At 74.0% G+C, this 23,432-nt stretch carries 28 protein-coding genes; 10 read left to right on the forward strand and 18 right to left on the reverse strand.

Translation table 11 applies throughout. The features are described from left to right. Positions 1–16: 16 nt before the first annotated feature. Together PZC42_RS03890 and PZC42_RS03895 are read left to right on the forward strand one after the other, a co-directional pair. A complete protein-coding gene (locus PZC42_RS03890) occupies positions 17–1,561 on the forward strand; it encodes an NAD(P)H-hydrate epimerase (protein ID WP_277208623.1) in 1,545 nt (514 codons plus the stop codon). A 55-nt stretch (positions 1,562–1,616) separates the two neighbouring features. Then, entirely contained in the window at positions 1,617–2,147 is a 531-nt protein-coding gene (locus PZC42_RS03895) for a GNAT family N-acetyltransferase (RefSeq protein WP_277208625.1), read from the forward strand. Here the strand turns inward: PZC42_RS03895 and PZC42_RS03900 are convergent. Beyond that, positions 2,134–2,868: an SDR family oxidoreductase gene (locus PZC42_RS03900; RefSeq protein WP_277208627.1), complete on the reverse strand. Its 735-nt coding sequence runs from the start codon at positions 2,866–2,868 to the stop codon at positions 2,134–2,136. The two genes, PZC42_RS03895 and PZC42_RS03900, sit on opposite strands and share 14 nt — an antisense overlap. 54 nt (positions 2,869–2,922) lie before the next feature. Between PZC42_RS03900 and PZC42_RS03905 the strand changes: the two genes are divergently transcribed. Continuing rightward, complete coding sequence (locus PZC42_RS03905) at positions 2,923–3,453, forward strand: MarR family winged helix-turn-helix transcriptional regulator (protein WP_277208629.1); 531 nt, start codon at positions 2,923–2,925, stop codon at positions 3,451–3,453. Between the two features lie 7 nt (positions 3,454–3,460). Here the strand turns inward: PZC42_RS03905 and PZC42_RS03910 are convergent, their stop codons facing one another. Genes PZC42_RS03910 through PZC42_RS03920 form a run of 3 tightly spaced genes read right to left on the reverse strand, consistent with a single transcriptional unit; the run spans position 3,461 to position 5,398 of the window. Then, positions 3,461–3,943 (reverse strand): glutathione peroxidase, encoded by a 483-nt coding sequence (locus tag PZC42_RS03910; protein WP_277208631.1) that lies wholly within the window; start codon positions 3,941–3,943, stop codon positions 3,461–3,463. Beyond that, positions 3,940–4,791: a cytochrome c biogenesis CcdA family protein gene (locus PZC42_RS03915; protein WP_277208633.1), complete on the reverse strand. Its 852-nt coding sequence runs from the start codon at positions 4,789–4,791 to the stop codon at positions 3,940–3,942. Before PZC42_RS03915 ends, PZC42_RS03910 begins: the two co-directional genes overlap by 4 nt. A gap of 1 nt (position 4,792) precedes the next feature. Then, complete coding sequence (locus PZC42_RS03920; protein WP_277208634.1) at positions 4,793–5,398, reverse strand: TlpA family protein disulfide reductase; 606 nt, start codon at positions 5,396–5,398, stop codon at positions 4,793–4,795. Between the two features lie 82 nt (positions 5,399–5,480). On the opposite strand from PZC42_RS03920, the gene PZC42_RS03925 reads away from it, so the two are divergent. From PZC42_RS03925 to PZC42_RS03950, 6 genes are read left to right on the forward strand one after another with little or no spacing between them, the layout of a single operon-like run. After that, positions 5,481–6,530, forward strand: coding sequence for a pseudouridine synthase (locus PZC42_RS03925; RefSeq protein ID WP_277208636.1), 1,050 nt, complete (start codon positions 5,481–5,483; stop codon positions 6,528–6,530). Between the two features lie 13 nt (positions 6,531–6,543). Further along, a complete protein-coding gene (gene alr, locus PZC42_RS03930; protein WP_277208638.1) occupies positions 6,544–7,767 on the forward strand; it encodes an alanine racemase in 1,224 nt (407 codons plus the stop codon). Further along, positions 7,764–8,309, forward strand: coding sequence for a tRNA (adenosine(37)-N6)-threonylcarbamoyltransferase complex ATPase subunit type 1 TsaE (gene tsaE, locus PZC42_RS03935; protein WP_277208640.1), 546 nt, complete (start codon positions 7,764–7,766; stop codon positions 8,307–8,309). Before alr ends, tsaE begins: the two co-directional genes overlap by 4 nt. 30 nt (positions 8,310–8,339) lie before the next feature. After that, a complete protein-coding gene (tsaB, locus tag PZC42_RS03940) occupies positions 8,340–9,083 on the forward strand; it encodes a tRNA (adenosine(37)-N6)-threonylcarbamoyltransferase complex dimerization subunit type 1 TsaB (RefSeq protein WP_277208642.1) in 744 nt (247 codons plus the stop codon). After that, the gene (gene rimI, locus PZC42_RS03945) at positions 9,080–9,610 is read left to right on the forward strand and encodes a ribosomal protein S18-alanine N-acetyltransferase (RefSeq protein WP_277208643.1); all 531 of its coding nucleotides are present in this window, start codon (positions 9,080–9,082) and stop codon (positions 9,608–9,610) included. Before tsaB ends, rimI begins: the two co-directional genes overlap by 4 nt. Further along, positions 9,607–10,482, forward strand: coding sequence for a sulfurtransferase (locus PZC42_RS03950; protein ID WP_438802900.1), 876 nt, complete (start codon positions 9,607–9,609; stop codon positions 10,480–10,482). Before rimI ends, PZC42_RS03950 begins: the two co-directional genes overlap by 4 nt. A gap of 92 nt (positions 10,483–10,574) precedes the next feature. On the opposite strand, the gene PZC42_RS03955 is transcribed toward PZC42_RS03950, so the two are convergent. Next, positions 10,575–11,195: a malonic semialdehyde reductase gene (locus tag PZC42_RS03955; protein ID WP_277208645.1), complete on the reverse strand. Its 621-nt coding sequence runs from the start codon at positions 11,193–11,195 to the stop codon at positions 10,575–10,577. Between the two features lie 74 nt (positions 11,196–11,269). Then, positions 11,270–12,325 carry a substrate-binding domain-containing protein gene (locus PZC42_RS03960; RefSeq protein ID WP_277208647.1) on the reverse strand — a complete coding sequence of 352 codons (1,056 nt, stop codon included), beginning with the start codon at positions 12,323–12,325 and terminating at the stop codon, positions 11,270–11,272. Between the two features lie 82 nt (positions 12,326–12,407). On the opposite strand from PZC42_RS03960, the gene PZC42_RS03965 reads away from it, so the two are divergent. Beyond that, positions 12,408–12,791: a MarR family winged helix-turn-helix transcriptional regulator gene (locus PZC42_RS03965; protein ID WP_277208649.1), complete on the forward strand. Its 384-nt coding sequence runs from the start codon at positions 12,408–12,410 to the stop codon at positions 12,789–12,791. On the opposite strand, the gene PZC42_RS03970 is transcribed toward PZC42_RS03965, so the two are convergent. From PZC42_RS03970 to urtA, 12 genes are read right to left on the reverse strand one after another with little or no spacing between them, the layout of a single operon-like run. Beyond that, the gene (locus PZC42_RS03970; protein ID WP_277208651.1) at positions 12,759–13,769 is read right to left on the reverse strand and encodes a HoxN/HupN/NixA family nickel/cobalt transporter; all 1,011 of its coding nucleotides are present in this window, start codon (positions 13,767–13,769) and stop codon (positions 12,759–12,761) included. The two genes, PZC42_RS03965 and PZC42_RS03970, sit on opposite strands and share 33 nt — an antisense overlap. Continuing rightward, positions 13,766–14,566 (reverse strand): urease accessory protein UreD, encoded by an 801-nt coding sequence (locus PZC42_RS03975; protein WP_277209280.1) that lies wholly within the window; start codon positions 14,564–14,566, stop codon positions 13,766–13,768. Before PZC42_RS03975 ends, PZC42_RS03970 begins: the two co-directional genes overlap by 4 nt. After that, a complete protein-coding gene (gene ureG / locus PZC42_RS03980; RefSeq protein WP_277208653.1) occupies positions 14,566–15,330 on the reverse strand; it encodes an urease accessory protein UreG in 765 nt (254 codons plus the stop codon). The genes PZC42_RS03975 and ureG overlap by 1 nt, the downstream gene beginning before the upstream one ends. Next, positions 15,323–16,060 carry an urease accessory protein UreF gene (locus tag PZC42_RS03985; protein ID WP_277208655.1) on the reverse strand — a complete coding sequence of 246 codons (738 nt, stop codon included), beginning with the start codon at positions 16,058–16,060 and terminating at the stop codon, positions 15,323–15,325. The genes ureG and PZC42_RS03985 overlap by 8 nt, the downstream gene beginning before the upstream one ends. Positions 16,061–16,065: 5 nt before the next feature. Then, positions 16,066–17,769, reverse strand: a complete 1,704-nt coding sequence (locus PZC42_RS03990; protein WP_277208656.1) for an urease subunit alpha — start codon at positions 17,767–17,769, stop codon at positions 16,066–16,068. Continuing rightward, positions 17,769–18,143: an urease subunit beta gene (gene ureB / locus PZC42_RS03995; protein WP_277208658.1), complete on the reverse strand. Its 375-nt coding sequence runs from the start codon at positions 18,141–18,143 to the stop codon at positions 17,769–17,771. Before ureB ends, PZC42_RS03990 begins: the two co-directional genes overlap by 1 nt. Positions 18,144–18,151: 8 nt before the next feature. Then, complete coding sequence (locus PZC42_RS04000; protein ID WP_277208660.1) at positions 18,152–18,454, reverse strand: urease subunit gamma; 303 nt, start codon at positions 18,452–18,454, stop codon at positions 18,152–18,154. A gap of 34 nt (positions 18,455–18,488) precedes the next feature. Beyond that, positions 18,489–19,184, reverse strand: coding sequence for an ATP-binding cassette domain-containing protein (locus tag PZC42_RS04005; RefSeq protein ID WP_277208662.1), 696 nt, complete (start codon positions 19,182–19,184; stop codon positions 18,489–18,491). Then, the gene (gene urtD / locus PZC42_RS04010) at positions 19,184–20,086 is read right to left on the reverse strand and encodes an urea ABC transporter ATP-binding protein UrtD (protein WP_277208664.1); all 903 of its coding nucleotides are present in this window, start codon (positions 20,084–20,086) and stop codon (positions 19,184–19,186) included. Before urtD ends, PZC42_RS04005 begins: the two co-directional genes overlap by 1 nt. Beyond that, positions 20,083–21,246 (reverse strand): urea ABC transporter permease subunit UrtC, encoded by a 1,164-nt coding sequence (gene urtC / locus PZC42_RS04015; protein WP_277208666.1) that lies wholly within the window; start codon positions 21,244–21,246, stop codon positions 20,083–20,085. The genes urtD and urtC overlap by 4 nt, the downstream gene beginning before the upstream one ends. Further along, entirely contained in the window at positions 21,243–22,127 is an 885-nt protein-coding gene (urtB, locus tag PZC42_RS04020) for an urea ABC transporter permease subunit UrtB (RefSeq protein WP_277208667.1), read from the reverse strand. The genes urtC and urtB overlap by 4 nt, the downstream gene beginning before the upstream one ends. Before the next feature lie 36 nt (positions 22,128–22,163). Then, positions 22,164–23,432, reverse strand: coding sequence for an urea ABC transporter substrate-binding protein (urtA, locus tag PZC42_RS04025; RefSeq protein WP_277208669.1), 1,269 nt, complete (start codon positions 23,430–23,432; stop codon positions 22,164–22,166).

Genomic DNA, 23,432 nt, shown 5'->3' on the forward strand with positions numbered 1-23,432 from the left:
GCGGGAGGATGCGGACATGATCGCCGCCTGGACCGCCGCTGACGTCCGCGCCGCCGAGGAACCCCTGCTGGAGGCCGGCGCACCGCTGATGGAGCGCGCGTCGTTCGCGCTGGCCGGGCAGGTCCTGGCAGACCTGCGTGCCCGACGGCGGCACGTGCGTGGCGCTCGCGCCGTGCTGCTGGTGGGCGCCGGGAACAACGGGGGGGACGCTCTGCACGCCGGGGCGGTGCTCGCCCGGCGGGGCCTGGCGGTGACCGCGGTGCTGACCTCCGAGCGGGTGCACGCCGGCGGGCTCGCGGCGCTGCGGTCCGCCGGCGGCCGGGTGGTCGAGCTGTTCGCGGAACCGGGGAGTCTCGACGAGGTCGCGGCGCGAGCGGCCCGGGCCGACGTCGTCCTGGACGGTCTGGTCGGGATCGGTGCCCGCGGCGCGCTCCGGGGCCTCGCCGCCGACGCCGTCACGGCCCTGCTGGACGTCGGGAGTACGGGGCGCCCGTGGGTCGTCGCCGTCGACCTGCCGTCCGGGATCGGGGCCGACGACGGCGCGCTGGCCGGGCCGGTGCTGCCGGCCGACCGGACGGTCACCTTCGGGGCGGCCAAGCCGGGTCTGCTGGCGCCGCCCGCCGCCCACCTGGTCGGCGAGGTGACCGTCGTCGACATCGGGCTGTCGTTCGACGGACCCCCGGCGCTGTGCCGGCTCGAGACCGAGGACGTCGCGTCCGGGTGGCCGGTTCCCGGGCCGGCCGACCACAAGTACAGCCGGGGCGTCGTCGGCGTCGTCGCCGGGACGGCCACCTATCCCGGCGCGGCGGTCCTCACCACCTCGGCCGCCGTGCGCTCGGGCGCGGGGATGGTCCGGTACCGCGGGCCGGACGCCGTCGGGCACGCCGTGGTGGCGGCACGGCCGGAGGTCGTCGTCGGGCCGGGGCGCGTCCAGTCCTGGGTGGTCGGTCCCGGGATACCGAGCGGACCCGACCAGCCGGCGGGTGCCGACGACGGTCAGCACGAGCGGGGGAGCGCCGGCCTGGCGGCGGCCCGCGGCGAGCTCGCCGGGGTCGGTGAGCCGGCACCCGCCGTGATCGACGCGGGGGGACTGGCACTGCTCGACGAGCGGTGCCCGCCGTGGTTCGTCCTCACCCCGCACGCCGGTGAGCTGACCACGCTCCTGCGGTCACGCGGACAGGACGTCCGGCGCCGTGACGTCGAGGCCGCACCGCTGCGCTGGTCACGTACGGCGCAGGAGCTGACCGGTGCGACCGTGCTGCTCAAGGGCGGCGTGACCGTCGTCGTCGGGCCGTCGGTGGCATACGCCCAGGCCGACGCGCCCGCCTGGCTGTCCACGGCCGGGGCGGGCGACGTGCTGGCTGGACTGCTGGGCGCGATGCTCGCGGCGCGGTCGGCCGAGGTGGTGCGGCGCCCGGCGCTCGCGGCCGAGATCGCGGCGGCCGCCGCGCTGGTGCACGGCCGGGCCGCCCACCGGGCGAACCCCGGCGGCCCGGTGGCCGCCCTCGACGTCGCCGAGGCGATCCCGGCCACGGTGGCGGAGCTCGTCGGGCCGACGTAGCGCTGAGTTCCCCATCGTGCGCTGATGGGGAGCTCAGCGCTACGTTGGCCACCCGATGGCAGTGTTCGCAGCGTTCGACCCGCACCGGCACGGGGCCCCGGCGCCCGTGACGGTCCGTCCCGCGACGGTCGACGACCTGCCGGCGGTCGAACGGGTCCAGGACGCGGCGGGCCAGGCGCTGCTCCTCGACGGGATCCGCGCGGCGATCCTCGACAGCGGTCGGCTCGTGATCGTCGCCGAGGCCGACGGTGCCGAGGCCGGTCGCGTCGTCGTCGGCTGGGCCAAGACCCACCTCTACCCCCGGCCCGACGGCGTCGCCCCGGCCGGGCACTATCTCGGCGGGGTGACGGTGCACCCCGCCTGGCGACGGCGTGGGGTCGCGACGGCGCTCACCGAGGTGCGGATGGCCTGGATCGGCACCGGAACGAACCGCGCCTTCTACGTGGTCAACGCGGGCAACGCGGCGTCGATCGCCCTGCACAAGCGGTGGGGGTTCCGGGAGGTCGCACGGGGGCCGTCGTTCCACTCGGTGACGTTCACCGGCGGGGCCGGGCTGCTGATGGCGGCCGACCTCAACGTGTCGTGAAGGCGCCGCCGTTGACGTGGAGCGTCTGGCCCGTGATGTGCCGTGCGCCGGGGGAGGCAAGGAACGTGACGAGGGCGGCGACGTCGTCGGGCGTCCCGGCGCGCTGGTCGTGCGTGGCGGCCACGAGCCGCTCGTGGCGCTGGTCGGTGAGCCGCCCCCTGAAGTAGTCGGTGCCTTCGATGTAACCGGGCGCGATGCAGTTGGCCGTGATGCCGCGCGGTCCGACCTGTGCCGAGAGCCCGGCCGTCCAGGCCTGGACGGCGGCCTTGGCCACCCCGTAGGAGCCACCGGCGTACTCGGCGCCGACGGATCCGACCGTGACGACGGTGCCGCCGGAGCCCATGGTGCGCAGGGCCGCGGTGACCGTCAGGACGGTCGACACCAGGTTGGCGTCGAGGTTGGCGTGCCAGGCGGCGGCGACGTCCGCCAGCGCGGGCGGGGTGGTGCGGTCGTCGGACGACCGGTCGAAGTCCGTGTTGCCGCCGGCCATGGCGACGACGACGTCGAGCGGCGCGTCCAGCTCGTCGATCAGGACGTCGACGGCGGCGGGGTCGGTGGCGTCGCACACCACCGCGCGTGACCCGGTGGCCTCAGCGGCCGCATGGAGCGGCCCCGGACGGCGCCCGGTGATCGTGACGTCGTCGCCGACGGCGGTGAGGCTGCGGGCGATCGCACGGCCGATCCCGCCGGAACCTCCGGTGATGAGTACTTGACGGCCCACGTGCTCCTCCTCGTCGTCACGCTATGTTTAGATCTAAACATAGAGGAGTGCGACATGCCTGACTACCCCCTCGGCTCGACGGCCACCCAGACACCGGACGACATCGCGGCGGCCTGGGACCGGGAGCTCCCCGGCGTGCCGACGGTATCGATCGGCGTGATCACGCCCCTGAGGCGTGCGGCGAAGCGCCTGACCGACGACCGCCGTCGGACGCTCGCCCGGCTCGGTGTCGATGCTGCGACGCTCGACCTGCTCAGCACGCTCCGGCGCTCCGGCGCCCCCTGGACGCTCACCACCCGCGAGATCACCGCCCAGACCCTGGTCACGGCCGGGGCGGTCTCGCAGCGCGTCGCCCGCGCCGAACGCGAGGGGCTGGTCACGCGCGCGCCGTCGGGCACCGGGCGCCGCGCTGTCGCGGTGACCCTCACGGAGACGGGGCACGCCGTCGTCGAGCGGGTCGTGCGTGACCTGCTGGAGCACGAGGAACGTTTGCTGGGCGCCCTCGACGCGGACGACCGGGCGACACTGGGCCGGCTCCTCACCGTGCTGCTGACGACGTTGCCGACGGCCGAGGAGGCGGGCTGACGATGCGCTACCGCGGCAGGTGCGCCTCGATCGCCTCGATGATCTCCGGGGCGTCGGGCACCGTCTTGGGGGAGTAGCGGCGGACCTCGCCACCGGGCAGCACGAGGAACTTCTCGAAGTTCCACCGGATGCGCCCCTCGTGCCCGTCCGCGTCGGGAGTCTTCGTCAGCTCCTGGTACAGCGGGTGGGCGTTCTTCCCGTTGACCTTGACCTTCGAGACCACGGGGAACGTGACCCCGTACGTGGTGGAGCAGAACTCCGCGATCTTGGCGTCCGAGGACAGCTCCTGCAGGAACTGGTTGCTGGGGAACCCGACGACGGTGAACCCCCGGTCCGCGTACTTCTGCTGCAGGGTCTCGAGGGTGTCGTACTGGGGCGTCAGGCCGCAGCGGGAGGCGACGTTGACCACCAGCACCACGTCGTCGCGGTGCTCGGCGAGGGTCGCGGACGTGCCGTCCATGCGGTCGAAAGGGATGTCGTAGAGGCTCATGCGTCCATCTTCGCCTGCCGACGGCGGTGCCACCACGCTCCGGCCCCCGCGGCGCCGACCAGGATCACCAGCAGCCCGGCCCAGCCGGCGCCCTCCGCAGCCGTGGCGAGCCAGCGCTGCACCGACGCCGCGGCGTCGACCACCGGGTCGGACCCGGCGCCGGCGTGCAGCACCCGCAGCTCCCAGAACCCGTACCAGGCGACGTACAGCCCGGCGAGCAGCAGGATCGCGCCGCCGGTACGCGCCAGTGCGGGCCCGGCGCGGCGGGCCCGGCCGACGACGCCCGAGCCGGCCAGTGCGACGACGACGGCTGCGGTCCCCACGAGCAGCGCCATCCCGGCCGCGTAGGTGACGAAGAGGGCGAGCCCCTGCCACGCGGACCCGGCGCGGAAGGCCGTGACGACGACGGCGAGGAACGGTGCGATCGTGCACGTCAGCGACGCCAGGGCGTAGGAGGCGCCGAACCCGACCACCGACCACCACCGGTCCGTGAGCGGGCGCCCGCTGCCGGTGCGCAGCAGCCGCAGCCCGGGCAGCTCCCGGCCGGCCAGCACCCAGGCGCCGCCCACCGCGAGCAGGACGCCGAGCACGAGCGTGAACGCCGGCAGCCAGCGCTGCACCGAGCTCGCCACGGGGGCGACGACGAGCCCGAACACGCCGAACACCGCCACGAAGCCGAGCGTCAGCGCGGCGGTGGAACGCAGTGCGCGCCCGACGGCGGAGGCCCGGCCGTCGTCGGGTCGCACGAGCGTGGTCAGGTAGGCGGGCAGCAGGGCGAACCCGCACGGGTTCACCGCGGCCACGAGACCGGCGCCGAGGGCGAGGGCGAGAGCGGCGGGGTCGAGCACGTCAGCTCGCGAGGTCGGCGACGAGCGACTCGAGCTCCGTCTCCGGCACGGTCCCCTCCGCGACGATCTCGCCGTCCGCGTCGAGCACCACGAACGTCGACTGCTGCGTCATGCCGAAGTGCTGCCAGACCTCCCCGGCGTCGTCCACGAGGTGGGTGACGTGCGGGATGTTCTTCTCGGCCATGTCGCTGATCGCCTCGGCGTCGTCGAGGCCGCCGACCCCGACGACCGCGACGTCGCCGCCGTAGGTCTCGGCGAGACCCGTCACCGTGGGGATCTGCATGATGCACGTCGGGCACCACGGCGCCCAGAACCACAGCACCGCCGGTGAACCGGCCAGCGTGGCGCCCTCGAACGTCCCGCCGTCCAGCGTGGTCGCGGAGAACTCGTAGACCGCGGGGACCATCTCGTCGGCCATGTCCTCGTCGGCCGGCTCGTCGGTCATGTCGTCGGTCATGTCCTGATCAGCCATGGAGTCGTCGGTCATCTCGCCCGCGGTCTCGGCTCCGTCGCCGGCGGGCGGCGTGTCCTCGGCGGCGCACCCGGCGAGCGTGAGGGTGGCGGCCGCGGCGAGGGCGAGGGCTGTGCGGTGCAGTCGGCGGTTCATGACAACCAGTCTCGTCCTGTGACGGGGCGAAGGGGAGCCCCGGACGCCTTACGGGGTCGTGACGCCGCGCGAGAATGGCCGTATGTCCCGCGTGCCACCACCCCGTCCGGCCTCCCCGCCGCCGCGACGAGGCCCCCGCAAGCACGTCCCCCCGCTGCCGGTCCGGGACGGCCTCAACCCGACCCGTCTGGTGCTTCCGCACGACGCCGCCACGGTGGCACAGCACCGGACGGCGCTCGACTACCTGCTGACCCGGTTCGCGGACGACGCGACCCGCCTGCGGCAGAAGGTCGCCGCCGGTGAGGTGGTCACCGGTGACGGCACGCCGGTCACCGCGACCACGCCGTACGAACCGCGTGGGTTCCTCTACCTGTACCGCGACCCACCGCCGGACGAACCCCCCGTGCCGGCGCTGGACCACGTCGAGGTGCTGCACCGCGACGAGGACCTGCTCGTGGTGGACAAGCCGCACCTCGTGGCGACCATGCCGCGCGGACGCTGGGTCACCCGGGCGCTGCTCACCCACCTGCGCCGCACCCTGGACCTGCCGGACCTCGTGCCGGCGCACCGGCTCGACCGGCCCACGGCGGGTGTGCTGGTGCTGACCGTGCGCCCCGAGGTCCGCGGCGCCTACCAGCTCGTCTTCCAGGAGCGGCGGGTGCGCAAGGTGTACGAGGCGGTCGCGCCGTTGCCGCGGACGCCCGACGGTGGGTCCGACGGCGAAGCCGCCACCTTCCCGCGGACGGTGCGGTCGCGCATCGTCAAGCGTCGCGGGGTGGTCCGCGCCGAGGAGGTGCCGGGCGAGCCGAACGCCGAGTCGTGGATCGACCTGGTCGGTCGTGACGAGGACCGTGGCCTGGGGCTGTACCGGCTCGAGCCGCACACCGGCAAGACGCACCAGCTGCGGTTGCACATGGACTCGCTCGGGCTGCCCATCCTGCACGACCCGTTCTGGCCGGAGCTGCGGGCGGACGCGCCCGACGACGCCGGGCGCCCGCTGCAGCTCCTCGCCCGGTCGCTCGCGTTCGACGACCCACGCACGGGCGAGCCGCGACTTTTCACCTCCCGGCGTTCGCTCGCCGAGTGGGCGGGCCGGCCGGGTCCGGCGCGGGAGCAGGGCCCGGCGGAGTGAGAGAATCGCCGTCGTGACCTTCCCAGCCTTCGACGGCGGCACTCCGGCCCGGGCGGTCGTCGACCTCGACGCGATCAGCGACAACGTCCGCGCCCTGCGCGAGCGGGCGCCGTCGTCGGACCTCATGGCGGTCGTCAAGGCCGACGGGTATGGGCACGGGATGCTGCCGGCGGCGCGGGCGGCGCTCGCGGGCGGGGCGACGTGGCTCGGGGCGGCCACCGCGGCGGAGGCGCTGGGTCTGCGCGCGGGCCTCGCAGGAGCCGACGTGCGCGTGCTGGTCTGGCTGCTCACCCCGGGCGCACCGTTCGCGGACCTGGTGCGTGCGGACGTCGACGTCACGGTGGCGGCTCCCTGGGCGCTCGACGAGGTGGCCGCCGGGGCGCGGGCGGCCGGTCGGACCGCCCGGGTGCACGTCAAGGTGGACACCGGGCTGTCCCGCGGGGGCGTGGCCGCCGGGGACCTGCCGGACGTGGCGCGGCGTGCGGCGGCGCTGGAGGCCTCGGGCGAGCTGCGCGTCGTGGGGGTGTTCTCGCACCTGGCGTGCGCGGACGAGCCGGGACACCCGTCGATCGCGCGGCAGGCGGCGGCGTTCACCGCGGCGCTGGAGGTGACGGCGGCGGCCGGCCTGCGCCCCGAGGTCCGTCACCTGGCGAACTCGGCGGCGACGCTCACGCTCCCCGAGCTGCATCTCGACCTCGTGCGTCCCGGGATCTCCGTGTACGGGCTGGCTCCCGGGCCTCTGCTGGGCGCGCCCGGCGACCACGGGCTGCGCCCGGCCATGACCTTCCAGTCCCGGCTGGCGAACGTCAAGCAGGTGGCGGCCGGTGAGGGCGTCTCCTACGGCCACCTGTACACCACGTCGCAGGACACCACCGTCGGGCTCGTGCCGGTGGGCTATGCCGACGGCGTGCCGCGCCACGCCTCGGGCGGGTCGGCAGGGCCGGGCGGGCCGGTCGCCGTCGGTGCGGGCTCCGCCGGGTCCGCCGGGCGCGTGCTGCGGGTGGCAGGGCGGGTGTGCATGGACCAGCTCGTGCTCGACCTGGGGCCGGGCGCCGGCGAGCGCGCCGGGGACGTGGTGACCCTGTTCGGTTCCTCCGACGGGGTGGCGCACGGTGCGGCGATCCCGAACGCGCAGGACTGGGCCGACGCCGCGGGCACCATCAGCTACGAGATCGTCACCCGCCTCGGTGCGCGCGTCCCGAGGGTCTACGTGTCAGAAGGAAAGGTGCAGCAGTGAGCGACGCCGTCGTGCAGACCGAGACCGACCTGCCGGACGCCGAGTCCACCCGGGCGTTGGGTGCGGCGCTGGCGGGGATACTGCGTGCCGGGGACCTGGTGATCCTCACCGGTGACCTCGGTGCCGGGAAGACCACCCTGACCCAGGGGCTCGGTGCGGCGCTGGGCGTCCGCGGCCAGGTGGCGTCCCCGACGTTCATCGTGGCGCGCGAGCACCCGCCGCTGCCGGGCTCGACGCGTCCCGACGGTGCTCCGGGACCCGCGCTGGTGCACGTGGACGCCTACCGGCTCGGGGACCTGTCCGAGCTCGACGCGCTCGACCTGGACTCGTCGCTGGAGGAGTCGGTGACCGTCGTCGAGTGGGGCCGCGGGCTGGCCGAGGCGCTCACCGACGAGCGGCTCGAGATCGACCTGGTCCGCCCCCGTGGCGGTGTGGGTGACGACCTCGGCGAGTCCGACCCGGAGGCCGGCACCCGGCACGCGGTGATCCGAGGGGTCGGCGCCCGGTGGGCGGACGTCGACCTGGCGGCCCTGGTCCGCTGACGACCGCGGTTCTCGCCGTAGGCTGGGGCCGTGGCAGTTCTCGCTCTCGACACCTCCGCGGCCGTGGCCGTCGCACTTGTGGACGACGACGGCAGGCGGCTCGCCGTACGCATGTCCGCCGAGCGCCGTCGGCACGCTGAGTCGCTCGCACCCCTGATCGCCGAGGTCCTGGCCGAGGCCGGGCTGGAGCGTACCGACCTGACCGCCGTCGTCGGTGGCACCGGGCCGGCGCCCTTCACCGGGTTGCGCGTCGGTCTGGTGACGGCGCGCACGCTGGCCCTCAGCCTCGGTATCGACGTGCTCGGCGTGCCCAGCATCGAGGCGTTGGCCGTGCAGGCCGTGGCCGACCTCGGCCTGCAGCCCGGGGACGAGGTCCTCGCCGCGACCGACGCCCGCCGCAAGGAGGTCTACTGGGCCCGCTACCGCGTCGTCGCGCACGAGGGCCCGCACGGTGTGCCCGTGGTCGAGACGGTCGACGGTCCGGCGGTGGGGCGCGCCGCGGACGTGGCGGCGACCCGACTGGGACCGCCGCCGGAGGGCTCCGGCGGACGCCTCGCCGTCGTCGGCGAGGGAGCGGCGCTCTACCCGGACGACCTGCCCTCCGACGACGACGCCCCGCTGGTCCCGGACGCGACCGTCCTGGCGCGGGTCGCCCTGGCCCGCCGGGCCGCCGGTGCGGACCTGCCGACCGAGCCGCTGTACCTGCGTCGCCCCGACGTGCAGGAGCCGGCCGGGGCGAAGCGGGCACTGCCTGCAGCGGGCGGTGCGGTATGACCGTCGACCCGCTGGAGGTGCGGCTGCGCCCGCTGGACAGCGCGGACTTCGACCGCGTGCTGGAGCTGGAGCACGAGCTGTTCGGCGCCGGCGCGTGGACGTACGGGATGCTCGCTGACGAGCTCGCCGGGCTCGGCCGGTGGTACGTCGTGGCCGAGCCGGCGGACGCCGCCGAGCGGTACGGCGTCGGTCGGCGCCCGGTGATCGGGTACGCGGGACTGTGGTTCGACGGCGAGGTAGCCCAGGTGATGACGCTCGGGACCGCGCGCGGGTACCAGGGCCGCGGCGTCGGGAAGGTGCTGCTGCAGGCCCTCGTCGACCGGTCGCGCACGTTGCGTGCTCGGGCGCTGTTCCTCGAGGTCGCCGTGGACAACGCTCCGGCGATCGCCCTGTACGAGAAGTTCGGGTTCGAGCGTCTCGGGGTGCGCAAGCGCTACTACCAGCCCGAGGACAAGGACGCTTACACGATGCGGATGGACCTGGCCGCGCCGGCGGCGGGGACGTCGGCGCCCGGGGACGCCGCGTGAGCGCGGCGCCCGCGTCGGCCCGCCACGAGGTGCTGGTCGACGTCGCGACGCTGGCGGCGGACCTGCAGCTCGGTGGCCTGGAGGATCCTGCCGGGGGCGCGCCGGTGCTGCTCGACGTGCGCTGGGAGCTCGGTCGGAGCGACGGGCGTGAGCAGTACGAGGCGGGCCACCTGCCGGGTGCGGTGTTCGTCGATCTGGAGGCCGGTCTGGCGGCGACGCCGTCTGCCGCCGAGGGGCGGCACCCGCTGCCGTCGGCGATGGCCTTCCAGTCCGCGGCCCGAGGCTGGGGGATCCGGACGAACTCGCGGGTGGTCGTGTACGACGCCGTGGGCGGTACGTCCGCCGCGCGCGCCTGGTGGCTGCTGCGCTGGTTCGGCCATCCGCACGTGCACATCCTCGACGGCGGGCTGGCGGCCTGGGTCCGGGCGGGGCACCCGCTCGAGGCGGGCGACGTCGAGCAGGGGCGGGGTGACGTCGTCGCGCACCCGGGCGGGATGCCCGTGCTGGACATCGACGAGGCCGCGGACCTCGCCAGGCACGGTGTGCTGCTCGACGCCCGTGCGGCCGAGCGCTACCGCGGGGAGGTCGAGCCCGTGGACCCGCAGGCCGGGCACGTCCCCGGCGCGGTCTCGGCCCCGACCGTCGACAACCTGGCCGACGACGGGACCTTCCGGCCGGCCGACGAGCTGGCGGAGCGCTTCGCCGGGCTCGGGGTGACGGAAGGTCGGCCGGTGGGCGTCTACTGCGGTTCCGGGGTGACGGCGGCGCACGAGGTGGCGGCGCTGGCCTCGATCGGCGTCACGGCGGCCCTGTATCCCGGCTCGTGGTCCCAGTGGTCGAACGACCCGGGCCGCCCGGTCGCGACCGCCTGACCCACCGAGTGTGTTGTGGGCGCGATTTCTGGCCCGTTATGTCCCATTTTGGCGAGATAACGGGCCCAGAAATCGCGCCCACAACACTGGGGTCAGAGGGTCTCGGTGACCTGTTGGAAAGGCAGCCGCGGGTTGCGGGGGTGCGGGGAGCCCTCGCCGTCGGCGACGCCCACGTTGATCACCATGAAGGACTTCCACCCCGAGTCCGCGAAGAACTCGTTGTCCACGCCGTCGAAGTCCATGCCGTTCATCGGGCCGGCGGCCAGCCCCACGGAGCGCAGCGCCACGACGAGGTACCCGGCCTGGAGAAGGGCGTTGGTGCGGGCCATCTGCTCGCGGGTCTCCGTCGCGGGGGCGAGCTGCTCACGGATACCCGGGTAGACCGGGAAGAGCTCGTCCAGGTGCTCGTGGAAGGCCGGGTCGGCGGCGAGCACGAGGGAGACGGGCGCCGCCTCGACCTTCGCCTTGTTGCCGCCGCCCATGTGCTCGATCAGCCGGTGCCTGGCCTCGCCGGAGCGGACGACCAGCAGGCGCAGCGGCACCGTGTTCATCGCCGTGGGGCCGAGCTTGGCCAGGTCCCATGCCGCCTCGAGCCAGGCGTCGGTGACCTCGGCGTCGGACCACTGGGACGTCGTGCGGGCGTGGCGGAAGATGCGGTCTGCCGCGTCCTCACCGATCGCGAGGTGTGCGGACTCCATCAGGGTGTCGGTCATGCCCTGCGCAACATGTCGATCCGTTCGGATGATTCCGGGCGGAGCCGTGACGTGGGACACGTCCGCGGACGGCCTCAGAGCTCGGTGACCAGCTCGAAGTCCACACCGACGGCACGGGCCAGGTAGAGGCGCTGGTCGGCGTGGTTGCCGCTGAACTGCATCGGGCCGCGCGGGCCCTCGTAGACGAGTCCGTCCACGGACCGGTCGGTGGCGCCGACGGCGGAGCTCCCGGCTCGTTGCACGATCGAGCGCAGGGCGAAGATCCCCTCGTAGCAGGCCTCCGCCGCCGCGCCGACGGCCGGCGCGTGGAGTCCGTGGTGCGCGGTGTACCGTCCGATGAGGTCGAGGGCCTCACCGGTGGCCAGGCTGCGGAACCAGCCGCCGGCCGAGAACAGGTCGGCCGTCGCGCCGGCGCCGCTGCCGAGCAACATGTTCTCCTCCATGAGGGTGCTCAGCCGCAGCATCCGTTCGTGCAGGCCGCGCCGGGCGAAACCGCGGTTGAAGCGGACACCGTTCTGCCCGACCATCAGCAGCAGCACGCCGTCCGCGTGGGCCGCCTCCACGGCGTCCAGCGTCGTCGCCAGCTCGGCGGCGCTCGCGCCCGCCGCCGGGAGGAACCGTGCCCCGGCGAACTGCGCGTCGAGCTCGGTGATCTGCCGGGAGAGCACCTGGAACGTGCCGCGCGGCCAGGCGTAGTCGTCGCCCACCACGTACCAGCGGCGCACGCCACGGGTCGCCCGCAGGCGACGGATCGCAGGAAAGAGCTGGGCGGAGGGCACCTCCCCGGTCACGTACAGGCCGGAGCGGTTCTCCGCGCCCTCGTAGGCGGCGGGGTAGACGTAGGGGACGCGCCGCTGCAGCAACGGGACGACGGCGTTGCGCACCGCGGACGTGTGCCAGCCGGTCAGCGCGTGCAGCTGACCGGCGTCGAGGGCGGACCCGAGCTGCCGTCGCAACGTGGCCGGTGCCTGCCCGGCGTCGAGCAGCTCGGCGCGCACCGGGCGCCCGAGGACGCCGCCGGTCGCGTTGATCTCCGCGACGGCGAGCTCGGTGACAGCCTGGCACGACGGGCCGTAGATCCCGCCGGGACCCTGGAAGTGCAGCAGGACGCCGACGACGAAGTCAGACATGACGCCCCGTCCGCGTGGGGGGCCTGCAGGCCCCGGCCTGTGTTGGCGGGTATTCTACGAGCACCGAGAGGGAGTGATCAGCATGCGGACGTCGCGCAACGTGACCAGCGGGTTCGTCACCGACGTCGAGTCGGCGATGGGTGCCGCGGTGCTGCGTGAGTCCGTGCTCGGCGCCCGCCGTGCCTCCCGGCGGGCCGGCAAGATCCTGCAGGCCGAGGGCTTCACCTTCGACGAGTGGCTCGTGCTCGGCACCCTGGAGGACTCTGCCGGCCTCACCATGACGGAGCTGCGGGAGGCGACCGTCACGGACAAGGCGACCCTGGGCCGCCGCGTCGACTCGCTCGTGAGCCGCGCTCTGGTCTACCGCGAGGTCGACGGCCTGGATCGTCGGGTGATCCGGGCGTACCTCTCCGTGCGTGGCCGTGAGGTGCTGTCACGCCTCACGACGCTGCTGGCGCAGGACTAACGCCCCGATGCCCCAGGCGGCCACGAGGACGACGGTCAGCACGACGCCGTAGGGGTCGAGGTCGACGGCGGTCCCCGGCACGGTGGCGGCCGCCGGGACGTGCTCGGCGAGCGTCTGGACCAGCGTGACGACCGCGATGCCGAGCGCGGCCGCGGCCGACACCCCGGTCACGACCACGTCGTACCGCACCCGTCGCCGCCCCGGGGGCTGGGAGCCGGCCGAGGCGTAGACCCGGCGCGCCACCGCACCCTGGGCCGAGTCCAGCAGCGACATGCCGGCGGCGAAGAGGATCGCGAGGGGCACAGCGGCGTACCAGCTGTTCTGGTCGAGGGTGACGGCGGCGGCGACCGCGAGCAGGCCGATGGAGGTGGCGGTGTCGAACCCGAGCCCGAACAGCAGCCCGACGCCGTACATCCGGCGGGGCCGGTCCGTGGCCCACTCGAAGCGGCGCAGGAGCCACGTGACCGGTCCGCCGCCGGCACCCTCGCCGGCACCGGCGGCGGGCGCGCGCAGCGCGCGGCGCAGCAGGACGAGGTTGATCCCGCCGATCACGAGCAGGAACGTGCTGGCCACCAGCGGCCCCCACACGCCGGTGACGCGGTGCAGCAACGAGGCGTCGTCGTCGAGCATCGGCACGAGCGCCCGCACACCCAGCGTGAGCAGCGCGGCGGCCACCAGCACGACGGTCGAGTGTCCGAGGGAGAACCACAGCCCGACGCCGCGGGCGTCCCGCCCGGTACGGACGAGGCGTCGGGTGGTGTTGTCGATCGTGGCGATGTGGTCCGGGTCGAACGCGTGCCGCAGGCCCAGGCCGTACGCGGTCAGCCCCAGGGTGAGCAGCACTGCGGTGCCCCTGCCCTGCAGGGTCGCCACGACCGCGATGCCGGTGATCCCGACGGCGTGGAGCACAGCGACGACCGGGACCGTCAGGTGCCGGCGAGGGGACGCTGTGGTGGGGTCGGTAGGGCTCGTGGTCATCTCTCCTCCAGGGTTCGTCGGCGCCGGTCGAGCGCGCGCTCGATCGGGCTGAGGTGGGTCGCCGCGCCCAGCCAGCGGGTGAGGGTCCCCCCGCGGTCGAGCTGCAGGGTGGCCGCGCCGTCCGACAGGGGCACGGCGTCGGGGACCGCCTCCGGAAGGTCTGACTCGGCCGGCACGTCGAGGTCGTCGGTCGAGCGCAGGTCGGTCAGGGTGTCGAGCACGCGGTGCGCGCCGAGCACGCCGGGAACGCGGTCCGTCCCGCAGGCGGTGACCTCCTCGACGAGGACCGGTCCGCCGTCGTCTGCCACGTCGCTGTGCAGGGCCACCCGGCCACCACGCTCGCCGTCACGTCCCAGGACGACGGTCTCGCGCAGCACCAGCCGGGAACCCGCGCCGAGGCGGACGGTGGTGGCCCGCACGACGTCCGCGCCGTCGGAGACGACGAACGGCATGCCGTACCAGTCCAGCCGGGAGCCGCGGCCGAGGCGGACCTCGACGTCCCAGCGGCAGGCGACGCCCTCGCCGTCGTAGGCGACGGTCCCGCCGACGTCGGTGATCCGCAGCGCGCAGCGGTCGGCGACGTCGACCCGCACGAGGACGTGGTCGCCGCCGAGGAGCACCGCGCCGGTGGCCACCAGCGCCACCTCGGCGCGGTCCGTGCCCCGCGAGACGGTCCGCACGGCGAGCAGGCCGTCAGCGGTGTCGACCCGGACCGGGGTGCCGGGGGAGGCGCCTCGGGTGACGCCGACGGCGGTGGTCGCCCGGGTCTGGGCGCGCGACGGCGCCGTCGTGGACATCACCCGTGCGAGTGGGCATGGGTGTGGTCGCCGTCGGCGTGGCTGTGCAGGATCCCGCCGCCGTCGTCGTCCGCGTGGAAGTGCGGCGCCATGGGGCCCGGGTCCTGGGCGACGTGGACGCCGTCCCGGTAGGCGGCCAGCACGCCGAGCAGCCAGGCGCGCAGGGCTGCTACCGACGTCTCGTCGGACCTCGAGAGCGCGATGACCGCACGCCCCTCGCGGGCGTCCGCGGCGTCGGCCACCATCTGCTCGACGTCCACCCCCACGTGCGGGGCCAGGTCGGTCTTGTTCACCACCAGCAGGTCGGCCCGGCCGATCCCCGGGCCGCCCTTGCGGGCGACGTCGCCGCCGCCGGCGACGTCGAGGACGAAGATCTGGGCGTCCACGAGGGCGGGGGAGAAGGTCGCGGTCAGGTTGTCGCCGCCGGACTCGATGATGACGAGGTCGAGCGGTGCGAAGTCCGCGGCGAGGTCCTCGGCCGCGAGCAGGTTCGCCGTGACGTCGTCGCGGATGGCGGTATGCGGGCACGCACCGGTCTCGACGGCGCGGATGCGATCGGGCTCCAGGACGCCGGCGGACCGCAGGAAGCGGGCGTCCTCGTCGGTGTAGATGTCGTTGGTGATGACGCCGATCGCGAGCTCGTCGGCCAGGGCGCGGCAGACCGTCGCGATGAGGGACGACTTGCCGACGCCGACGGGTCCGGCGACGCCGAGGCGCAGCGGTCGCGGGAGGGCGGTGGACTCAAGGATCGGGTTCTCAGGCACGGAACAACCTCTGGGTTCTCAGGGCGTGGGCCTCGGCCCAGCCTTCGGTCTGCGGGGCTCCGGAGGCGGGGATCGACTCCGGGGTGGTGCACGCGGCGACGCGGGGCACGTGGGGCTCCGCGGCGGCGCACGCGTCGAGGACCCACCGCGCGGTGACGAGCGGGTCCAGCGGTTCGAGCTTGAGCAGGGCCGACGCCGCGGTCTGGGCGTCGTCGTACACGGTGAGCCGCACGACGTCCGCGGGGGTGAGCCCGCTCGCAGCGGCCACGGCACCGAGGACGACGGCGCGCGGCACGCTGCCGTGCCGGGCCGCCTGCCCGGCGACGGCCACCACCGCGGGGTGCCCCGACCACAGGGTCCTCGCGACGCGCAGGTAGCCCCGCCCGAGCAGGCGGGCGGCGTCGCGCAGCGCCTGCGACGGCGTCCGCGCGGCCCAGGCCCGCTCGACGGCGGCGAGCGCGGCGGGACCGTCGTCCTCGGCGACCGGGCCGGCGGCCAGCACGCGCGAGGCGACGACGGCGGTCCCCGCCTCGACGAGGCTGACCGTCGTCGCGCGCCCGGCCATCCAGGCCGGGACGTCGGCCGCGGGCAGCCCGCCCAGCAGGGCGGGCTCGAGGCTCGCGGAGTGCGCGTGCCCACCGCCCGGCAGCCGCGCGTCCGCCAGCAGCAGGGCCACGGTGGACGGGTCCGGCGCGCGACGGGCGGCCGGTGAGGGTGCGGCGGTGGTCACGGGGCCTAGAACATCGAGTAGAGCTGCGCCAGGGGCAGCTGGACGGCGGGGGCGGGCTCGACGAGGTCCCCGTCGATGCGGATCTCGAACGTGTCGGGACGGATGTCGATGCGGGGCAGGGCGTCGTTGTTGCGCATGTCCGACTTGCCGATGCCGCGGGTCGAGGTGATCGGGGCGAGCCGGCGGCGCAGCCCGAGGCGTTCGGCCAGGCCGTCGTCGATCGCCGCGGGAGCGACGAAGGCCAGCGAGGTGTCGGCCGCGATCGCGTCGCCGAACGCCGGTCGCTGCAGCACCGGCTGCGGGGTCGGGATGGAGGCGTTCGGGTCGCCGAGGGCGGCCCACGCGATGACGCCGCCCTTGATCACCAGCTCCGGGCGGATGCCGAAGAACCGCGGGTCCCACAGCACGAGGTCACCGAGCTTGCCGGGCTCGACCGAGCCGATCTCGCCGTCGACCCCGTGCGCGATCGCCGGGTTGATCGTGTACTTGGCCACGTAGCGCCGGGCGCGCTCGTTGTCGGCCGGCTCGGCGCTGCCCAGCGACCCGCGCCGGTGCTTCATGACGTGCGCCACCTGCCAGGTCCGTGCGACCACCTCGCCGATGCGTCCCATCGCCTGGGCGTCCGAGGACGTGATGGAGATCGCGCCCATGTCGTGCAGCACGTCCTCGGCGGCGATCGTCGTCGCCCGGATGCGGGACTCGGCGAACGCCAGGTCCTCGGGCACCGCCGGGTTGAGGTGGTGGCAGACCATGAGCATGTCGAGGTGCTCGGCCACCGTGTTGACGGTGTGCGGCAGGGTGGGGTTCGTCGAGCCGGGGATCACGTGCTCGAGGCCGGCGATCTCCAGGATGTCCGGGGCGTGCCCGCCGCCCGCGCCCTCGACGTGGTAGGCGTGGATGCTGCGGCCGGCGATCGCGTCGATCGTGGACTGCACGTACCCGGTCTCGTTCAGGGAGTCCGAGTGCAGCGCGACCTGCAGGCCCCACTCGTCGGCACCGCGCAGGGCGGCGTCGATCGCCGCCGGTGTCGACCCCCAGTCCTCGTGCACCTTGAAGCTGCCCGCACCACCGAGCGCCTGCTCGGCCAGGGCCTCGGCACTGACCGTGTTCCCCTTGGCGAGCAGCAGCACGTTGAGGGGGACGGGATCGAGGGCGCGCAGGACCTGTCGCAGGTGCCACGCTCCCGGTGTCACCGTGGTGGCCTTGGACCCTTCCGAGGGGCCGGTGCCGCCGCCGGCGACGGTCGTGATGCCGGTGGCCAGGGCCTCGTGCAGCGCCGAGGGGGACAGCAGGTGCACGTGCGGGTCGAACCCGCCCGCGGTGAGGATGCGCCCCTCGCCCGAGATGACGTCCGTGGACGGGCCGATGACCAGGTCCGGGTGGACGCCGTCGGCGACGTCGGGGTTGCCGGAGCGGCCCAACGCGACGATCCGGCCGTCGCGCAGGCCGACGTCGGCGCGCACCACACCCCACCAGTCGAGCACGACGGCGTTGGTGATCACGGTGTCGAGCGCGCCCTCGGCGCGGGTGCGGGTCGACTGCGCCATCGACTCCCGGATCGTCTTGCCGCCGCCGAACACCGCCTCCTCGCCGCCGACGGTGCGGTCCTCGGTCACCTCGATCCACAGGTCGGTGTCACCGAGCCGGACCTGGTCGCCGACGGTCGGCCCGTAGAGAGCGGCGTAGCGCTCGCGGTCCACCCAGACCATCAGGGCACCTGCCCGTCGTCGGTGCCCTCGGTGGGGTCGAGCCGCCCGCCGTCGGCCTTGCCCCGCTGGAGGCCGGGGACCCGACGTGCACCGCGCAGGGCGACGGCGTCGACCTCGCGGCTCACGCCGGGCTCGAACCGTTGGGAGGTGCCGGCGGGGACGTCCAGCCGGAAGCCGTGGGCGGCGGCGCGGTCGAGGCGCAGGGCAGCGTTGGCGTCGGGCAGGTGCACGTGCGAGCCGACCTGCACGGGCCGGTCGCCGGTGTTGGTGACGACGAGGCGCCGCCGCTCGGCGGGGGTGCGGTCGGCGTTGAGCTCGAGCCGGCCGGGAGCGACGCGGATCGCGCCGGGGCCGGTGGTGCTTCGGGCGGACACGGGCGCTCCTACGGGATCGGGTGGTGGAGGGTGACGAGCTTGCGGCCGTCGGGGAACGTGGCCTCGACCTGGACGTCGGTGAGCATCTCGGGGACGCCGTCCATCACCTGGTCGCGGGCCAGCACGGAGCTGCCGTCGCGCATGAGGGTGGCGACGTCGGAGCCCTCGCGGGCGCGTTCGAGCACCCAGCAGGACAGCAGCGCCACGGTCTCGGGATGGTTGAGCCGGACGCCGCGCTCGAGCCGGTCGCGCGCGACCATGCCGGCGACGGCGAGGAGCAGCTTCTCGGTGTCGGCTGGTGTCAGGTGCACGGGACCTCCTGGGTCGGGCTGGTGGGACGGCCGTTCACAGGGCCATCGCCTCCCGGGCGCCATGGACGGCCGGGGCACCGCCGGGTGCCCGGTGCGTGACCCGCCCGGAGGCCATGACCAGGTACTCCCCGGCCCGCTCGACGGCGTAGCCGATGTGCTGCTCGACGAGCAGCACGGACAGCTCGCCCCCGGTCGAGAGGGAGGTGATCGCGTCGTAGATCTCGCGGACGACGTTGGGCTGGATGCCCTCGGTCGGTTCGTCGAGCACGAGCAGCCGTGGCCCGGTCACCAGTGCGCGCGCGATCGCGAGCTGCTGGCGCTGGCCTCCCGAGAGCAGGCCGGCCTGACGGCCGAGCAGCGGCCCCAGGGCCGGGAACAGGTCCAGGGCCTCGGTGGTCCGCCGGCGGCCCGCGGCGCCGTAGGCGTCCGCCACGACCTGCAGGTTCTCCCGGGCGGTGAGCTGGCCGAACGACTGCTGCCCCTGGGGCACGTAGGCGATCCCGCGGCGCACACGGCGGTGCGGCGGCCAGGAGGTCACCTCCTCGCCGGCCAGCCGGACGTGGCCGGAGCGGACGGGCAGCAGGCCCAGCACGGCCCGCAGCAGGGTGGTCTTGCCGGCTCCGTTGTGTCCCAGCACGGCGGTCAGCCCGCCGTCGGGGACGGTGAGGTCGACGTCGTGCACCACGGCGGTCCGTCCGTAGCCGGTGGTGACCCCGGTGAGCTCGAGCATCAGGCGTTCTCCTTGGTGGCGGTGGCGCTCACGGGCGTCGCGTCGGCGCCGGTCGGCGGGGTCGGGTCCGAGACGACGGGAGAGCCGAGGTAGACCTCGACGACGGCGGGGTCGTTCTGCACGTCGGCCACGGTGCCCTCGGCCAGGACCTGGCCCTGGTGCATGACGGTGACCGAGTCGGCGAACGAGCGCAGGAACTCCATGTCGTGCTCGACCACCACGACGACGCGCTGGGAACCGATGCGCCGCAGCAGCTCGCCGGTGGCCTCCCGCTCGGCGTGCGTCATGCCCGCCACGGGCTCGTCGAGCAGCAGCAGGTGGGCGTCCTGGACGAGCAGCATGCCGATCTCGAGCCACTGCTTCTGGCCGTGGGCGAGCACACCGGCCGTCGTGTCCCGCAGCGCCGACAGCCCGACGAGCTCGAGCGCCTGCTCGACAGGCTCCGGGACGCCGCGCCGGCGCCGCAGCAGCGTCCCTGGCCCGCGCCGCGCCCCGGCTGCGATGTCGAGGTTCTGCAGCACGGTCAGCTGCTCGAAGACGCTGGCGGTCTGGAACGTGCGCCCGACGCCGTCGCGAGCGATCCGGTGCGTGCCGCGGCCGAGCAGCTCCTTGCCGCCGAACCGGGCTGATCCGGTGGCGCTCGCCAACCCGGTGATGGCGTCGATCAACGTCGTCTTGCCGGCCCCGTTGGGGCCGATGAGGAACCTCAGGTCACCCTGGGTCACGGTCAGGTCGACGTCGCGGACGGCGACGAACCCTCCGAAGGTGACGCGCAGGCCGCGGACCTCGAGGTAGTCGTGCCGGAACCGGGAGGTGTCGGTGCCGAGCAGGGCCTCGACCGCGGCGCCGGTCTCGACGTCGGGTCCGGTCTCGACCTCGGTGGTGGCTGGGACGTCGGTCATGCGGGTCTCCCCTCGGTGTGCGGGACCGGTGCCGGGTCGGGTGGTGCTGGATCGGTGGGTGCGTCGTCATCCCGAGGGTCCGGCGGCGCGGCGCCACCCCGCCGTCGTCGGCGCACGAGCGAGGCGAGCCCTCCGGGCAGGAAGGCGATGACGAGGATGAAGAGGGCGCCCTGGAAGTAGATCCACCCCGAGGGAAACTGCTCGGAGACGGTGGTCTGCGCCCAGCTCACGGCGATCGACCCGAGCACGGGGCCGAGCAGGGTGGCCCGGCCGCCGATCGCGACCCCGACGAGGAACCCGATCGAGGGGACGACGCCGACGTCGGCGGGCGAGATGATGCCCACGATCGGCACGAACAGCGCCCCGCCGACGGCCGCCATGACGGCTGCGACGACGTAGACGACCGTCTTGACGGCTGCCGGGTCGTACCCGAGGAACCGCACCCGGTCCTCGCCGTCGCGCACGGCGACGAGCAGCTCGCCGAACCGCGAGACCATGAGCTGCCGGGCGACGAGCACCATGACCAGCAGCACCCCGGCGGCGATGAGGTAGAGCATCCGTTGGTTCACCGGGTCGGTGAGGTCGTAGCCGAAGAAGGCCCGGAACCCGTTGAGGCCGTTGGTCCCGCCCGTGGTCTGCTGCTGGCCGATGAGCAGGATCGCGAACGCGGCGGCCAGCGCCTGGGAGAGGATCGCGAAGTAGGCGCCACGCACGCGGCGGGTGAACACCGCCCAGCCGAGCAACCCCGCCAGCACGGCAGGGACCAGGACGATGAGCAGGATCGTCGCGGCGGGGGAGCGCATCGGCTCCCACCACCAGGGCACCTCACCGGTGCCGTAGAGGCTCATGAAGTCCGGGACCCCGCCGGGGCCGGCGTCGGCCAGCTTGAGGTGCATCGCCATGAGGTAGGCGCCGAGCCCGAAGTACACCCCCTGCCCGAGGGTCAGCAGCCCGCCGCGGCCCCAGGCGAGCCCGATGCCGACCGCGACCATGGCCAGGCACAGGAACTTGGCGAGCAGGCCGAGGCGGAACGGGCTGAGCAGCACCGGAGCGACGGCGAAGAGGAGGACGGCGGCGAGGGCGAACCCGGCGAGTGCTCGCGACCGTCCCGGTCGTAGGAGGGTGGCGAGGCGGTCGCTCGTCCGGGGCGTTGCGTTCATACCAGGCTCCTCGTCCGCACGGTGACCAGCCCCTGGGGGCGCACCTGTAGGAAGGCGACGATCACGACGAACACGAGCACCTTGGCGACCGAGGCCGTCGTGGAGTACTCGAAGAACGCCTGCATCAGCCCGAGCGCCGTCGCGGCGATCACGGTCCCCTTGATCTGGCCGATACCGCCGGCGACGACGACGAGGAAGGCGTCCACGATGTAGTTGGTCCCCAGCGTCGGGCCGATCGAGCCCAGCAGGGTGAGTGCGACACCGGCGATCCCGGCCAGGCCGGAGCCGATGAAGAACGTCAGCCGGTCGGTGCCGCGCGACGAGATGCCGGACGCCTCGGCCAGGTCGCGGTTCTGCACCACGGCACGGATCCGCCGTCCGAGCGGGGTGGACCGGAGCGCCACGGACAGGGTCGCGACGCAGACGATCGCGACGGCGAGGATGAAGAGCCGGGTCTTGGGCAGCGCGATCCCGCCGACCGTGACCGCGCCGGAGAGCCACTCCGGCGCGGTCACGTCCACGTTGGGTGCGCCGAACACGTCCCGGGCCACCTGCTGGAGCACGAGGGCGACACCCCAGGTGACGAGCAGCGTGTCCAGCGGCCGGTGGTACATCCGATGGATGAGCGTCGCCTCGAGCACCAGCCCCAGGACACCGCCGACCACGAAGCCGACGGGCAGCGCGACGAGCAGGCTGACGCCGGCGCTCCCGATGACGCCCTGCACCACGAAGGCGGTGTAGGCACCGGCCATCATGAACTCGCCGTGGGCCATGTTGATCACGCCCATCTGACCGAAGGTGAGGGCCAGGCCGAGGGCGGCGAGCAGGAGCACCGAGCCGAGGCTCAGGCCCGCGAAGAGCTGGTTCAGGAGGATGTCCATCGTCAGTGTCCGATCGTCGTCAGGGTCCGATCCGGGTCAGGACAGGTCCTGGGCCCAGTCGTAGCCCTCGAGGAACGGGTCGGGCTCGATCGGCTCCTCCGAGCTCCACTCGGTGTGGATGAGGCCGTCGTCGCCGATCCGGCCGATGAGCGCGGTCTTGGCGATGTGGTGGTTGTCCCCGTTCACGGTGACGATGCCCTCGGGGGCGTCGAAGCTGACGCCGTCGGCCGCCTCCTGGACGTCCGCCACGGCGAACGACTCGGCCTTCTCGACCATGCCCTTCCAGAGGTAGAGCGAGTCGTAGGCGGCCTCCATCGGGTCGGACGTCACGCGGTCCTCGCCGTACTCGGCCTGGAACGCCTCGACGAAGGCGGCGTTCTCGGGGGTGTCGACGGTCTGGTAGTAGTTCCAGGCGGTGAGCTGGCCCTTGACGTTCTCGACGCCGATGCCGCCGATCTCCTCCTCGGCGATCGACACCGAGAGCACGGGCATCTCGTCCGGGCTCAGACCAGCGTTGGAGTACTCCTTGAAGAACGCCACGTTGGAGTCGCCGTTCAGCGTGTTGAAGACGGCGTCGGCGTCGGCGGACTTCACCTTGTTGACGATGGTGGAGAAGTCGGTGTGGCCCAGCGGCGCGTACTCCTCACCCACGACGTCGATGTCGTGCGCCGCGGCGTAGGCGTTGATGATCTTGTTCGCCGTGCGGGGGAAGACGTAGTCGGAGCCGACGAGGAACAGCGACTCGACGCCCTGCTCGGCGAGGTAGTCCAGCGCGGGGACGATCTGCTGGTTCGTGGTGGCGCCCGTGTAGAAGATGTTGGGCGAGGCCTCGAGGCCCTCGTACTGCACCGGGTAGAACAGCAGCGAGTCCTGGGACTCGAAGACCGGGAGCATCGCCTTGCGCGACGCCGAGGTCCAGCCGCCGAACACGGCGGCGACGCAGTCGCTGGTGATGAGCTTGGTGGCCTTCTCCGCGAAGACGGTGGGCTCGGACTGGCCGTCCTCGGTGACGATCTCGAGCTCCTTGCCGAGGACCCCGCCGTCGGCGTTGATCTCGGCGGCGGCGAGCTGCAGGGAGTCGTGGACGGTCTGCTCGGAGATCGCCATGGTGCCCGACAGCGAGTTGAGGAAGCCGATCTTGACGGTGTCACCCGAGGTGTCGACGCAGGTGGTGCCGGTCGCGGCGGACGCGTCGGCCCCCGGGGAGTCGACCTGGGCGCCGCAGGCGGTCAGGGTAACGACGGTCAGTGCTGCGAGGGAGAGGCCGCCGAGGTTTCTCGTGGCGGCAGGTGTCCGTAGGCGCAT

The sequence above is a fragment of the Isoptericola croceus genome, assembly GCF_029382255.1.
GTDB lineage: Bacteria > Actinomycetota > Actinomycetes > Actinomycetales > Cellulomonadaceae > Isoptericola > Isoptericola croceus.

Excerpts from the sequence above, each read along its gene's own strand:
- PZC42_RS03905 (WP_277208629.1), top strand. The coding sequence starts at position 2,923 with ATGCCTGACTACCCCCTCGGCTCGACGGCCACCCAGACACCGGACGAC.
- PZC42_RS03990 (WP_277208656.1), bottom strand. The coding sequence starts at position 17,769 with ATGGTCTGGGTGGACCGCGAGCGCTACGCCGCTCTCTACGGGCCGACC.
- rimI (WP_277208643.1), top strand. The coding sequence starts at position 9,080 with ATGACCGTCGACCCGCTGGAGGTGCGGCTGCGCCCGCTGGACAGCGCG.
- urtD (WP_277208664.1), bottom strand. The coding sequence starts at position 20,086 with ATGACCGACGTCCCAGCCACCACCGAGGTCGAGACCGGACCCGACGTC.
- PZC42_RS03925 (WP_277208636.1), top strand. The coding sequence starts at position 5,481 with ATGTCCCGCGTGCCACCACCCCGTCCGGCCTCCCCGCCGCCGCGACGA.
- PZC42_RS04005 (WP_277208662.1), bottom strand. The coding sequence starts at position 19,184 with ATGCTCGAGCTCACCGGGGTCACCACCGGCTACGGACGGACCGCCGTG.
- PZC42_RS03960 (WP_277208647.1), bottom strand. The coding sequence starts at position 12,325 with ATGTCTGACTTCGTCGTCGGCGTCCTGCTGCACTTCCAGGGTCCCGGC.
- PZC42_RS03955 (WP_277208645.1), bottom strand. The coding sequence starts at position 11,195 with ATGACCGACACCCTGATGGAGTCCGCACACCTCGCGATCGGTGAGGAC.
- PZC42_RS03975 (WP_277209280.1), bottom strand. The coding sequence starts at position 14,566 with ATGTCCACGACGGCGCCGTCGCGCGCCCAGACCCGGGCGACCACCGCC.
- urtB (WP_277208667.1), bottom strand. The coding sequence starts at position 22,127 with ATGGACATCCTCCTGAACCAGCTCTTCGCGGGCCTGAGCCTCGGCTCG.
- PZC42_RS03910 (WP_277208631.1), bottom strand. The coding sequence starts at position 3,943 with ATGAGCCTCTACGACATCCCTTTCGACCGCATGGACGGCACGTCCGCG.
- PZC42_RS03890 (WP_277208623.1), top strand. The coding sequence starts at position 17 with ATGATCGCCGCCTGGACCGCCGCTGACGTCCGCGCCGCCGAGGAACCC.
- urtC (WP_277208666.1), bottom strand. The coding sequence starts at position 21,246 with ATGAACGCAACGCCCCGGACGAGCGACCGCCTCGCCACCCTCCTACGA.
- PZC42_RS03920 (WP_277208634.1), bottom strand. The coding sequence starts at position 5,398 with ATGAACCGCCGACTGCACCGCACAGCCCTCGCCCTCGCCGCGGCCGCC.
- PZC42_RS03965 (WP_277208649.1), top strand. The coding sequence starts at position 12,408 with ATGCGGACGTCGCGCAACGTGACCAGCGGGTTCGTCACCGACGTCGAG.
- PZC42_RS03970 (WP_277208651.1), bottom strand. The coding sequence starts at position 13,769 with ATGACCACGAGCCCTACCGACCCCACCACAGCGTCCCCTCGCCGGCAC.
- PZC42_RS03895 (WP_277208625.1), top strand. The coding sequence starts at position 1,617 with ATGGCAGTGTTCGCAGCGTTCGACCCGCACCGGCACGGGGCCCCGGCG.
- urtA (WP_277208669.1), bottom strand. The coding sequence starts at position 23,432 with ATGCGCCTACGGACACCTGCCGCCACGAGAAACCTCGGCGGCCTCTCC.